This window comes from Ruminococcus sp. Marseille-P6503, assembly GCF_900604945.1.
GTDB lineage: Bacteria > Bacillota > Clostridia > Oscillospirales > Ruminococcaceae > FB2012.
In genome coordinates, this window is record NZ_UWPB01000001.1 from 604560 (window position 1) to 617965 (window position 13406).

12 protein-coding genes are annotated in these 13406 nt (G+C 44.4%); 3 read left to right on the plus strand and 9 right to left on the minus strand.

Features of this window, described 5'->3' with window-relative positions:
• Positions 1-105: 105 nt before the first annotated feature.
• The 3 genes from EIH25_RS02855 to EIH25_RS02865 all read right to left on the minus strand — a co-directional run bounded on the left by EIH25_RS02855 (position 106) and on the right by EIH25_RS02865 (position 4398).
• Positions 106-1524, minus strand: coding sequence for an ABC transporter substrate-binding protein (locus EIH25_RS02855; protein WP_124098424.1), 1419 nt, complete (start codon positions 1522-1524; stop codon positions 106-108).
• 297 nt (positions 1525-1821) lie between these two features.
• Positions 1822-3288 (minus strand): sodium:alanine symporter family protein, encoded by a 1467-nt coding sequence (locus EIH25_RS02860; protein WP_124098425.1) that lies wholly within the window; start codon positions 3286-3288, stop codon positions 1822-1824.
• Between the two features lie 114 nt (positions 3289-3402).
• A complete protein-coding gene (locus EIH25_RS02865; protein ID WP_124098427.1) occupies positions 3403-4398 on the minus strand; it encodes a LacI family DNA-binding transcriptional regulator in 996 nt (331 codons plus the stop codon).
• A gap of 510 nt (positions 4399-4908) precedes the next feature.
• Here EIH25_RS02865 and EIH25_RS02870 point away from each other — a divergent pair.
• From EIH25_RS02870 to EIH25_RS02880, 3 genes are all read left to right on the plus strand, one after another.
• Positions 4909-5595, plus strand: a complete 687-nt coding sequence (locus tag EIH25_RS02870; protein WP_124098428.1) for a M23 family metallopeptidase — start codon at positions 4909-4911, stop codon at positions 5593-5595.
• 220 nt (positions 5596-5815) lie between these two features.
• The gene (locus EIH25_RS02875; protein WP_124098429.1) at positions 5816-6493 is read left to right on the plus strand and encodes a response regulator transcription factor; all 678 of its coding nucleotides are present in this window, start codon (positions 5816-5818) and stop codon (positions 6491-6493) included.
• Positions 6486-7568, plus strand: coding sequence for a HAMP domain-containing sensor histidine kinase (locus EIH25_RS02880; RefSeq protein WP_243113071.1), 1083 nt, complete (start codon positions 6486-6488; stop codon positions 7566-7568). Before EIH25_RS02875 ends, EIH25_RS02880 begins: the two co-directional genes overlap by 8 nt.
• 94 nt (positions 7569-7662) lie before the next feature.
• Here the strand turns inward: EIH25_RS02880 and nadA are convergent, their stop codons facing one another.
• The 6 genes from nadA to EIH25_RS02910 form a co-directional block, all read right to left on the minus strand.
• Entirely contained in the window at positions 7663-8583 is a 921-nt protein-coding gene (gene nadA / locus EIH25_RS02885; protein WP_124098431.1) for a quinolinate synthase NadA, read from the minus strand.
• A 366-nt stretch (positions 8584-8949) separates the two neighbouring features.
• Positions 8950-11352: a leucine--tRNA ligase gene (gene leuS / locus EIH25_RS02890; RefSeq protein WP_124098432.1), complete on the minus strand. Its 2403-nt coding sequence runs from the start codon at positions 11350-11352 to the stop codon at positions 8950-8952.
• Between the two features lie 74 nt (positions 11353-11426).
• The gene (gene rsfS / locus EIH25_RS02895; protein ID WP_206425676.1) at positions 11427-11798 is read right to left on the minus strand and encodes a ribosome silencing factor; all 372 of its coding nucleotides are present in this window, start codon (positions 11796-11798) and stop codon (positions 11427-11429) included.
• Between the two features lie 13 nt (positions 11799-11811).
• Positions 11812-12393 (minus strand): bis(5'-nucleosyl)-tetraphosphatase (symmetrical) YqeK, encoded by a 582-nt coding sequence (gene yqeK, locus EIH25_RS02900; RefSeq protein WP_124098433.1) that lies wholly within the window; start codon positions 12391-12393, stop codon positions 11812-11814.
• A gap of 14 nt (positions 12394-12407) precedes the next feature.
• On the minus strand, positions 12408-13004 hold the full coding sequence (gene nadD, locus EIH25_RS02905; protein ID WP_124098434.1) for a nicotinate (nicotinamide) nucleotide adenylyltransferase: 597 nt from the start codon (positions 13002-13004) through the stop codon (positions 12408-12410).
• Positions 13004-13300 (minus strand): YhbY family RNA-binding protein, encoded by a 297-nt coding sequence (locus EIH25_RS02910; RefSeq protein WP_124098435.1) that lies wholly within the window; start codon positions 13298-13300, stop codon positions 13004-13006. Before EIH25_RS02910 ends, nadD begins: the two co-directional genes overlap by 1 nt.
• Between the last annotated feature and the right edge of the window lie 106 nt (positions 13301-13406).

The following is a 13406-nucleotide window of genomic DNA, read 5'->3' on the forward strand; positions in this document are numbered from 1 at the left end:
AAAAAATAACGGCTGGATAAATCAAGGCGGTTGCCCGTTTTATCCAGCCGTTTGCTATTCAGCTAAATAGCTGTTTAGAATGCATATTAGGTAGCGCTGACGATTTTATTCGCCTATAAACTTTTTATACTCCGCGTTAAAGGTCTTAAGCTCGGAGTCAATGGTATTTTTATAAGTTTCACGAAGCTGAGTCCATGTATACTGTGCTCCGTCGTCATCAGTCTTCATTACAGACGAGTACATATAGGAAATAATCGCTTCCTTAGTTGCCGTGGTTGCTGCGTCATCGTCGGAAAGCACTGTTGAAATTCCGTATCCGGGATCGATCATCTGAACGTATTTTTCAGTAAAGGTTTCCTCATATGCCATCTGATACATTTCTTCAGTCCAGTTCGGATTGGTAGTAAAGAATTTTTCTTTATCGATAGCCTTATACTTTTCGTCAGTATTAACCAGTCTGGCACACTCCATCCATGTCTTCATCGCTTCGTTTTTAGTAGAGCCTTTTACCCACATATAAGCGTTTATCTCAGGAGTGCAGTAGTATGTATCAGAATCCGGATCCTTAGGCATCGGAACGATTCCCCATTCCTCGCCGTCGGCAGGAGTATGAGAGCCGGAAACCGCCCACGGTCCCATAGCGTAGAACAGAATATTCTTTTTGAAAGCGTCCGCAGCCTGACCTACCCAGTCAGGATAATACATACCGTTTTTCTGGATATTGTAGAGAACGTCTGTAGCGCGCTCAAAGTCGGCGTCATACAGATTGGAAACATATTCGTTCTTTTCTTCATCAAGTGAAATAAGAGTTTTTCCGGTCGAATGGAAAATGAACGGGGCGAACCAACCGTTTATGCCGTATCTTTCCTCACCGTCTGAAGCTGCTGAACAGTATTCGTCCATAAGGTCATACCATGTATCCCAATCCCAGTCGCCAGCCATATACAGATCGTACGGATCGTCAAGCTGTGCGGCTTCAATCATTGACTTGTCATATGTAAGCACAGAGTTTGTTACGAACTTTATCGGCGCGACATAATGCTTTCCGTTAAGCGCAAAATTATCGGCGGTATCCTTAACTCCGCTCCACATATCGCTGTCAAAATCTACAAGCTCGTCGATTGGCTGGAACATATCCTTTATAACGTTGGCAGGGAATGTCATTTTCTGCTCATACCAGAACATATCGGGAGGATCGTTTGACATAAGTCTGGCTGCAAGCGCTTCATACTTTTCCAGTGAAGTTGTCTGCCAGTAGGTTATAGAACCGCCTTTTTTCTGGAACAGATCCAGATCGGTTCTGGTTTCCGGCTCTCTCTTAGTGGGGTTGATGTCAAAGTATGAAAGCCATATAAGCTCTTTTTCCGCATCGTCAGGAATAGCCGCTATCTGGTCGGTATCTTCAACCTTTACCTTATCAACATAGGACGATTCTTCGTTTCCTGACGACTTGCCGCAGCCGGCAAATCCGAATGCAGACGCGACGGCAATCAAACCGGCAAGCGCTCGCTTGGTGTTTTTCATATTAAAACCTCCGTAAATTAATTGTATAAAACAAAAATAAGCCTCTTTATGTTTTTATTATAGCATTGGATGTAATCGTTGTCAATAAAACAAAAACTCTTTAAAATTTGCGTAATCATTTTTGTTTATTTCATACAAAGAGTTATTGTTTTTATAGACATTTTTCCTAAACAAAAAGCAAATATATTACAGGAATGTCAGGAGGCTATCAGCCGGATATGATAATAAATCAACGGCGCCGCAGGGTATTGACCGATGCAGCGCCGCAATTGGTTTAAATATATATTCCGTCTGCCCTTAATCTTCGGAAGCGGAAGCGACACGATCCTGAGAATAAATATCTTCAGGTTTTCTGAAATATTGTCTGGTTTCACGGACGATCACCGGACTTAAAGCAAATAACGCCGCAAGATTAGGAAGCGCCATAAGTCCGTTGAAAATATCGGCAATCGTCCAGACCGAGCTTACGGTCATATACGGTCCGATAAAAACGGCAAGGATATAAAAGAACCTGTATATTTTTACAGCTCCCGCTTTTCCTCCCGAAAGGTATTCAAGACAGCGTTCGCCGTAATAATTCCAGCCTAAAATAGTGGTAAAGGCAAAGAAAACAAGACAGACCATCAGCACAAACGCCGGTATCGCCGACGGCAGAAAGGAAAAGCCTTCCCTGAACGCGTGAGTCGTAACCTCAACGCCTTCATAATATTTGCCGGTAGCAGGGTTTACAGCGTCATAGCTTCCCATCATGATAATCGAGATTCCGGTCATAGTACATACGATAATTGTGTCAATAAAGGTTCCGCACATTGACACAAGTCCCTGACGCACAGGATTGTTGCTTTTAGCGGCGGCGGCAGCGATAGGCGCCGAGCCCAGTCCCGATTCGTTTGAAAAAATGCCTCTTGCTACGCCCTTCTGCATTGCGACAAATATCATAGGAAGCGAACCGCCCGCCGCGGCCTTGAAGCTGAACGCCTGAGAGAATATCATCGAAACTGCCGACGGAAGCTTTTCAATATTGATGATAACAAGAGCCAGACAGGTTACAATGTAAACGACCGCCATAAATGGAACGATCACCTGTGAAACTCCGGAAATCCGTTTTATTCCGCCGATAATTACAAGCGCCGCGCAGAGCGTTACAATAAAGCCTGAAACGATAACCGCGACGGTGTATTCTGTTCCGAATATTCTGACAGTATGCTCTCTGGCAGGGTCAAAGAAATTCTGGACGGCAGATGAGATACCGTTTATCTGAGAAAAGGTGCCGATCCCGAAAAGTCCGACGCAGGCGCCGAAAAAAGCGAAAATCTTTGCGAGCCATTTCCATTTCGGTCCCATTCCGTTCTCAATATAATAGAAAGGTCCGCCGCAGACATGACCGTTTTCATCAATTTTTCGGTATTTGATGGCAAGAAATCCCTCTGCATATTTAGTGGCCATGCCCAGAAATGCGGCGAGCCACATCCAGAACAAAGCTCCGGGGCCGCCCGAAAGAATTCCTACCGCCGTCGCAACACCTACAATATTTCCTGTTCCTATTGTAGCTGAAAGAGCGGTGCACAGCGCTCCGAAGCTTGAAATTTCGCCCTTTCCGCCTTCCTCGTTTTTAAACATGAATTTAAGGGCTTTGGGAAGATGAATTATCTGAAGCAGCCTTAACCTGAAAGTAAGGTAGATTCCGGCTGACATAATAATAACTATAAGCGGTATTCCCCACACGATATCGTCTATGCTCTCAAGTATTTTGCCGAATGACATTAATTTAACTTTCCTTTCTTTAACCGGATATCCGGCGTCGGTAATAAATAATGTCCCTGAATTTTTTATTTTTATCAGATAGGGTAAGCTCGGAACGAGTCTAACGAATTATTATCAGTCGCCGGTGGATTCTCGGAGTATGATCTTATGTTCAACGGTATAATACTTATTATCCTTATTTGAAGACGAAAAATTATCTATCAGCTTCTGAACCACAAGCTCTCCCATTCTCGCGCAGGGCTGTTCGACCGTTGAAACGGTGGGATTCATCATTTCGCACATTGTTATATTGTCAAAGCCCATTATTGAAATATCGGAGCCTACCTTCATACCCAGCTCGCAGGCTTTTCTTATGGCGTTCATTGCTAAAATGTCTGAAATCGCAAAAACAGCGGTAGGTCTGTCCTCAAGAGAAGCAAAATGCTCCATGGCTATTCCGCCGTGCCAGTAATCATAGGTTCCCTTGTATATGTAATCTGGATTTATCGGAATTCTGTGATCTTCTAAAGCCCTAAGGTATCCTGACTCACGCTGGGACGATGAAACGGCAGAAACTTCGGTGCCGATAAACGCAATTTTTCTGTGCCCTTTTTTAATAAGCGCGCATACTGCGTCGTAAGCCGCCTGCTCATCGTTGACCGTAACTGTCAGTACGTCGGCGCCCTCGACTCCTTCACAGCAAAGAGCGATATCGTAATTTTCCGCAAGACTGTTAAGCGTTTCGGCGTTATAAGAGGTTCCTAGGAGCACCACGCCGTCCACGGTACGGTTAAACAGCATATTCATCTGTCTGATCTCAACCGACGAGGTTGAATAAGATGAAGCCGTAATAATATCATATCCGACTTTGTTTGCGTAAACCTGCATACCTGCCACGATTTTCATATAAAGCGAGTGGTCGGTCGTAGGCATTATGACGAGTATAACGTTTGTAGCACGTTTTCTGAGATTTCGTCCAAGAAAATTAGGCGAATAGTTTAGCTTTTTGATAGTATCCTTTACAAGTTTGGTTGAGTTTTCGGAAACATTGGTGCTTCCGTTCAGAACTCTTGAAACTGTAGCAACGGAAACTCCGGCTTCCCGGGCAACGTCTTTTATGGTAACGCTCATAGTTTACCAGTCCTTTCATTGTTTTAGAATAAGGCGGCTTAGATGCAGAATATTGAAAGATTATTATTTACAGCCTAAATCATTTTTAAATACAATAATTCTATTATATTATACCATAATTAAGCGGACTCTCCAATATGCATTACTAACAAAATTGATTTTACATTTTAGTGTGTTTTGCTGTATAGTTTTACAATATTTATACCTGCTTCTTACATTATCATTTGTCTGACGTTTTTTCTGCGGTTCTGTTCCGCGGCTTTGGGCAAAAAAAGGCTGTCCGGCGCTGAGCTGATGAAAAATCTGTCCAAAAAATATTTTACCTGGTGCATAAGAAAGAATTTAATGTCAACAATAATGGCAAAGGGCTAATGCTTCCGATGGCATTATGTACCGCGCTTGGGCAGAAGGCTCCGGGCCAGAATAATCGGAGTATTTATAAGAGGAAATACGTACACTGCTGTTGTGCGGTATTGCCTTTAGAAGCTTATTTATGAAAGGAATGTCATTATGAAAAAATTAAGAAATTCTAAGCTGCATAAAATGATGGGCGGAAAAGGTATCTATATTACACTGGGAGCGTGCGTGCTCGCAGTGGGAGGAGCCGGAGTCGCGGCCTACAACAAAGCTGTAACCAAGATCAACGATAATCTTAACTTTTCCATACCCGACACAAGTATCGTTCAGCAGGAGCAGCAGGCTGATATGAAACAGACCGACGTTGAGAAGGAAGAAAGCAGCTCTCAGAGCGAAGCGATGGAGGAGCTGTTATCCACTCAGCCCAACGTTATGCCTGTAAACGGCGAGATCATAAATCCTTTCAGCAACGGAGAGCTTGTAAAATCCAAAACCCTCGGCGTATGGAAAACGCATGACGGAGTTGACATTGCTGCCGACGCCGGAACACAGGTGAAATCCATGAACAGGGGAGAGGTAACGAAAATCTGGGAAGATCCGCTTTGGGGCAACTGTGTGACTATCGACCACGGCGACGGAATTGTCGGATATTATTATAATCTTTCCTCGGCGGTTACCGTAGAAGAGGGCGACCCGGTAGAGTCGGGGCAGATCATCGGCGCAGTAGGAGATACCGCTCAGATAGAAGCCGCCGAGGTTTCACATCTGCATTTCGGACTGAAAAGGAACGGAGAATGGATCGATCCTATCAACTATATAGATCCGAACAGCAATAAATAAACGTTTTATACAGATAATTCAAAATAAAAGTTCCGCCTTACGGTTTACATTGAGTTCATAATTATATGATATTCTATGTAAATACGGCGCTTTGCGATTAGCTTGCTTTAATTGCGCTGTCTTACTGCTGTCTGAAAAATAATGTGCCGCTTCAAGCAGCCGTATTGCTGCTTGCGCGTTTTTCAGAAAGCTGTAACTTTACCGAAAGGCGGAATTTTATATGTTCAGTATAATGGTGGTCGAGGACGATAACAATACCCGCAGGCTTACTGCCGACGTGCTTGAAGAAAACGGCTATAAGGCTGTAACTGCCAAAAACGGCTTGGAAGCGCTTGAAATAATGGACGAAAAGCATATCGACCTGATTATTATGGACGTTATGATGCCTGTGATGGACGGCTATGAGCTTACAAGCCAGCTCAGGAGAGCGGAATGTAATATTCCTATACTTATGGTAACGGCCAAAGAAGCTCTCAGCGATAAAAAGAAGGGCTTTATAACAGGCGCCGACGATTATATGGTCAAGCCTGTGGACGAGGAGGAAATGCTGCTCAGGATATCGGCGCTTCTCAGAAGGTCAAGGATAGCGAACGATCATAAGATAACCGCCGGCGAAACCGTTTTTGATTACGATACTCTCACTGTTATAAATAAAGATAAGAAAACCGAGCTTCCGCTGAAGGAATTTATGCTGATATACAAGCTGCTGTCGTATCCCAACAAGATCTTCACCCGCCGTCAGCTTATGGACGAAATATGGGATATGGCTACCGATACGGACGAGAGAACGGTAGACGTACATATCAACCGTCTCAGGGAACGTTTTAAGGACAACAGCGATTTTGATATAATTACTGTACGAGGCCTTGGATATAAGGCGGTGAAAAACGGTGAATAAACACAAGGGATATATTGACAGACTTTTGTTCAGAAAACACAGGTCGCTTAATTTCTGCGCGGTTATTCTTGTGTTTTTCATAATGATGATAGCCGGCGTGCTTACTTTTATTTCAGTTTGGCTTTTCAGATATTTCGGTCATCTTCCCAACAGATTTGAAGCTCCGCTTGTACTGATGATCATAGCTTTATGCGTCAGCGTGGTTATCGGAACGATTCTTTCAGCAATGGCTACGCGGTCGATCCTCAGACCCGTAAATGATATGCAGAAGGCTATGAAAAAGGTTGAGAGCGGCGATTTTTCCGTCCGTGTTTCAAGAGATAAAACCTTCGGTGAGATCGACGAGCTTGTCAAAAGCTTCAACCGAATGGTTGAAGAGCTGAACGGGATAGAGATGTTCAGAGAGGATTTTATCAACAGCTTTTCGCATGAGTTCAAAACGCCTATAGTTTCGATTCAGGGCTTTGCAAAGCAGCTTAAAAAGGAAAGCTTATCAGAAGATAAAAAACGCGAATACATAGATATAATCATCTCTGAATCGAAGCGGCTTACCAATCTTTCCTCCAATATACTGCTGCTTAACAAATTTGAAAATCAGCAGTATATTACCGATACGTCGGATTTTTATCTTGATGAACAGATAAGAAGCTGTATTCTGCTGCTGGAAAAGCAGTGGACAAGGAAGAATATAGATTTTGACATAGAGCTTGAGCCTGTGCTGTTTCACAGCAATCAGGAAATGCTGTCGCAGGTATGGCTGAATATTCTCAGCAATTCCGTTAAATTCAGCCCAGACAATACCACGATAACCGTTCGTTCACAGCTCAGGGATAAAAAAATACGCATAGATATCTGCGACCAGGGGGAGGGTATGGACGAGAATACTCTGAATCACATATTTGAACGTTTCTATCAGGGGGACAGCGCTCATTCAAGCGAGGGCAACGGCCTTGGGCTGCCGCTTGTAAAGCGAATAGTCGAGCTGTGCGGCGGAAGGATAAGAGTTGAATCACAGAAGGGCAGAGGCACTGTATTTACCGTATTTCTGGAGGATCGTTCTTCTGAAAAAGCGTAAACAAGGTCTGAAGGCTTTTGCATATAGCATAATATCCGTCTGAGGAAGCATGGCGCGCGCTTCCTCGGACGGATATTTTATAAATCATATTTTATCAGCCTAATCTCAGCATTTCATCAATACATACTCTGGCGGAGGATATCTCATCTTCCGTCATTTTTATTTCAAAGGCTTCGCCGTTATCTATTCCGGCGCAGGAATTGTAAACGTCCATCAGAGTAGTAAGCTTCATGTTCGGGCAGAGGATTTTCTTGGAAAGTATATAGAACTTTTTGCCGGGACATTCATACTGAAGATGTTCGGCAATGCTTATTTCAGTGCCTATAATAAATTCTTCGGCTTCGGAATTTTTAGCAAAATTTATGATTCCCGAGGTAGAGCCTACATAGTCCGCCTGCTCCGAAACCTTCGGAACACATTCGGGATGAACAAGCACCAAAGCGTCGGGGTGAAGCCTTTTGGCCTGCCTTACTTCGTCGGGAGCTACGGCGGCATGAACCGGACAGCCTCCCTGAAGCAGCTTTATATCTTTTTCCGGCACGTTTTTCTGAACAAACGCTCCGAGATTGCAGTCCGGAATGAACAGTATCTTTTCAGCGTCCATAGCTTTGACTATTTTGACCGCCGAAGACGAGGTAACGCAGACGTCGCAGACAGATTTAAGCTTTGCCGTAGTGTTTATGTAAGCGACTACCTTTCTGTCCGGCTCCTGTCGTTTTAAAGCCTCGATCATCTCCGGCTCCATCTGCTCGGCCATGGGACAGCCCGCCAGCGGATTAGCTAAAAAAACACGCTTGTCAGGCGAAAGCATTTTTGCCGTTTCCGCCATGAAATGAACTCCGCAGAACAAAATATTTTTACTGCGGACGTTTGACGCGTCTACGCTTAGCTTATAGGAATCTCCTGTAAAATCAGCGATTTCGATAATTTCATGCGCCTGATAGCTGTGCGCCAGAATACAAATGTCCTTTTCCGCTTTAAGCTTTAAAATTTCCTGCTGAATATCCTTTATCATAACAAATCACCCGATATCAAAATTCGACAAACACTTATATAATTATACGTCACAGCCAAGATATTGTCAACCGTCTGAAAAACAAAATCCAATTGAAATTGCAGAGTTTCAAAGAATAGTGGCAAAGCAAAGAAAAAAGAGAACCGGACAAAAATCCGCTGAAATAAAGCCGCCGCACAAAATCCGGCGCCATAAGAAAGAAGCCGCCATGAAGATGATGACGGCTTCTGCTCCGTTTTACTTATGCGCCGGCTTAAACGCGCAGCTGCCGTACGTTTAAATCAGACAAACGATTTTCCTATGTGTATGCTTGACTGGCTTTCGCCTGCCGAATTCTATTATTTTATTAATTGTATACAGGCAGTATCATCTGGCGACAATATTTACAAGTCTGCCCTTTACATAAATTTCTTTAACAATATTTTTACCCTCAATAGCCTCTGCGACCTTAGGATCCTGTTTTGCAAGAGCAACGGCTTCGCTCTGGTCAATATCGGCAGGAACGTTCAGCTTGCATTTTACCTTTCCGTTTACCTGAGCGACAATTTCAACGGAAGCGTCAACGCACAAGGCTTCGTCATAAGTCGCCCACTTCTGTTCATGGATATAGCCTCCGAAATTTATCTGATACATTTCCGACGTAATATGCGGAGCGAAAGGATTCAGAATTATCAGCAGGTCGCGAAGCTCGGCTTTATTTATAGAACCGGCGGCGTAAATTTCATTCATAAGCGTCATCATAGCCGCTATTGCCGTATTGAATTTAAGCGCCTCAATATCCTCGGAAACTTTCTTGATCGTCTTATGCATAAGCGTTCTCAGCTTGTCGCTGTACTCCTCGCCGTCGGTAAGCATATCCTGCAAAGCCCAGAGCCTGTCAAGAAATCTCTTGCAGCCCTTTACGCTGTTTTCGCTCCACGGTGCAGCCTGCTCGTAATCTCCCATAAACAGCACATAAACTCTCAGCACGTCGGCGCCGTAAGCGTCAACAACGTCGTTGGGGTCTACTACGTTTCCTCTTGATTTGCTCATCTTTTCACCGTCTGGTCCGAGTATAAGACCCTGAGCGGTTCTCTTGGCATAAGGCTCAGAAGTAGGAACAAGACCCAGATCGTAGAGGAATTTATGCCAGAAGCGGGAATAGATCATATGACGAGTAACGTGCTCCATGCCGCCGTTGTACCAATCGACAGGCAGCCAGTATTTCAGCGCCTCCTGCGAAGCGAATTCGCTGTCGTTGTGAGGATCGCAGTAACGCAGGAAATACCATGAAGAGCCTGCCCACTGAGGCATTGTATCGGTTTCTCTTTTTGCGTCCCTTCCGCATTTCGGACATTTGCAGTTAACAAACGAAGCGATCTTTGCCAGCGGACTTTCACCGTCCGTTCCCGGTTCAAAATGCTCTACAGCGGGAAGTCTGAGCGGAAGCTCGTCATACGGAACGGCTACCATTCCGCAGTCCGGACAATGTACTATTGGAATAGGCTCGCCCCAGTATCTTTGACGGTTAAAAGCCCAGTCCTTCATTTTATACTGAACGCCCTTTTCGCCGCAGCCCAGCTTTTCAAGAATACCGAGCATTTTTTCTATAGCTTCCTTTTTATTGGAAATACCGTTAAGCTCGCCGGAATTGACCATTTCGCCGTCGCCGGTATAGGCTTCCTTTGAAATATCTCCTCCCTTTATGACCTCGATAATGTCTATTCCGAATTTCTTTGCAAAATCATAATCTCTGGTATCGTGCGCCGGAACAGCCATTATCGCTCCTGTTCCGTAGCCCATCATTACATAGTCGGAAATATAGATAGGTATTTCCTTGCCGGTAATAGGATTGATTCCGGTAAGACCGTCTATTCTGACTCCCGTTTTATCCTTTACGAGCTGAGTCCTTTCAAACTCGCTCTTTTTGGCGCACTCCGCCTTATAAGCGTCAAGCTCGGCAATATTTTTTATAACTGAGCGGTATTTTTCAATAATAGGATGCTCCGGAGCGATGACCATAAACGTAACTCCGTAAAGCGTGTCCGGACGAGTAGTGTATATACGGAGCTTTTCACCGTTTTCCTTTACTGTAAAATCAACGAAAGCTCCTGTGGATCTGCCTATCCAGTTCTGCTGCTGAAGCTTGACGTTGGGGAGATAATCAACCTCCTCCAGTCCCTGAAGCAGCTTGTCGGCATATTCCGTTATTCTTAAGTACCAGACTTCCTTTGTTTTCTGAACTATGTCGCTGTGGCAAATATCGCACTTTCCGCCCTGCGAATCCTCATTGGAAAGCACGACCTTGCAGCTCGGACAGTAATTTACCATAGTCTTGTCTCTGAAAACCAGTCCGTTTTCAAACATTTTCAGAAATATCCACTGAGTCCATTTATAATAATTCTCATCGGTAGTATCCACGACTCTCGACCAATCGAAAGAAAAACCGACTCTTTTAAGCTGATTTGTAAACTTAGCTATATTTTCATCGGTAACCTGTCTGGGATGAACTCCTGTCTTGATAGCGGTATTTTCCGTAGGCAGACCGTAGGCGTCGAAGCCGATGGGGAACAAAACGTTGTAGCCCTCCAGCCTTCTTTTCCTGCTTACGACCTCAAGACCTGAATAAGCCTTAATATGTCCGACGTGCATACCATGACCCGAGGGGTAGGGAAATTCCACGAGCGCATAGAATTTCTTTCCGGAACGGTCCTCGGAAGCCTTAAAGGTTTCGTTTTCCTCCCAGTAGTTCTGCCATTTGCTTTCAATGGCGCTAAAATCGTACTTCATCTATATCATTCCTTCTGTAAAATTATATCCCGTCCTATCGGCTGCAAAATAAATCAGCCGGCTGCCGCTCCGTATCAGTCCGCCGGAGAAAGATACTCTTCAATATCCTTCTGCTCTCCGTCGGACCAGAGCCTTTCAAGATTATAGTAGCTTCTGGTTTCCTTATAGAAAACATGAACGACGATATCGCCGTAATCGAGAATTATCCAGGTCGCTCCCTGATAGCCCTCTACCCTGATCGGTTCGATCCCAAGCTGCTTCATTTCAAACTCGACAGCGTCAGCCAGAGCTTTTGTCTGAGTGTTGGACGTACCGTTTGCAATTACAAAGTAATCCGCAACGATAGTAAGATCTCTGATACCTATAAGCTGAATATCCTCGGCTCTTTTTGAATCCAGCGCCCTGATAATCGTTTCAAGTAATTTTTCCTGTGAAATATTAGCCATAAAAGCCTCCCGTTTATTTGTTTTTAAGCTTTGCAAAATCGTTGTAGCATTCAAGGGTCGAAACAGGAATCATATTACCCTTTTCAACCGAATCCGCAATTGAAAATTTCAGCGCTTCAAGCATTGCCTTTTCAAGGCTCTGTTCCGCATATCTGCGCATTTTTTTAACGTCCTTGTAATCCCTGTCGTCGGAAATAAGATCGGCAAGGTAGATGATCTGCGAAAGTAGCGGCATATCCTTGCGGCCGACAGTGTGATACCTTACCGCGTCGACTATTTCCGTATCCGTTATCTGAAATTCGGACTGTATAAACTCGGCTCCCGCTATCGCGTGATACAGCGCGGGGGTTTTTGTTTCAATGGCGCAAACGTCAAGCTTGGACTGCTTAACAAGCTCAAGCTGCTTTTCCTCCGGCGTTTCCTTGCATATGTCGTGCAGAAGTCCGGCAAGATAGGCCTTTTCCTTATTGCCTCCGTATCTTTCGGCAAGCTTTGACGCCGCGTTTGCAACGTTCACCGAGTGAGTATACCTTTTCTTGGAAAGATTCTCTTTCAGATAATTCTTATACTGTCCGATCAACTTTTTATCAGCCAAATAAAAAACCTCTGTTAATACAAATTTTTATCCATGATATATTTTACAACATTTTTATTCAAATAGCAAGTATAATCGCCGCTTTTTTTTATCATTTCCCTTATCTGCGTTGACGAAACCTCAAACGGCTCCTCCTCGAGAATTATTATCTCACCGCCCTCGGCCTTAAGACCGGCAGCGTATTTTCTCATTTTATCCGCGGTATCGCTCCCGCTGCGGGAAATACAGATAAGCGACGCAAGCGACAATATCTCCTCATAACGGTACCATTCATGGAATGAAAGCAGCATATCGCTGCCCATAATAAAGAAAAACTTCGCTTCGGGATATAGCCTGCGGAAATGCCTCAGCGTAATCACCGAATAGCTTTTTCCGCTCTGCCTAAGCTCCCAGTCTGAAACTTCCGCGCCTGCAATATCCTCAAAAGCAAGCCTGCACATTGTAAGCCTGTCCTCTCCGTCCGCAAGCTGCTCCGCCTGCTTATGGGGAGGTATTCTGGAAGGCAGTACGATGACCTTTTCAAAGCTGACCTCGTTCATCACGCTTTTCAGCAGCCTTACATGACCGTTATGAACCGGGTTGAACGTTCCTCCGAATATCCCTATATTCATTATTTGCTTCTCAGCTTTATAACAGGCTCCCTGACATTGCGCTTATAAAGCACAGCTTTTGATCCTATTACCTGAACTACCTCGGCGCCGGTGCCGGCGGCTATTTCCGCGGCCGCTTCCTTGGCGGTATACATGGAATTATCAAGCACCTTTATTTTTATCAGCTCATGCACGCGCAGATAATCGTCTATCTGCAAAACCTGCGCCTCGTTCACTCCGCCTTTTCCTATCTGAAAAGCAGGTTCAAGGGAATTTGCAAGCCCTTTAAGCTCCGCCCTCTGCTTGGGTGTAATCATATATCCAGTTCCTTTCATAATAAAAATTAAACATACATTTTGTATTATAACCTATTTTTATCGGATTTGCAATACTTTTAGGCTGTAAGGTGTGGACACAAAGAGC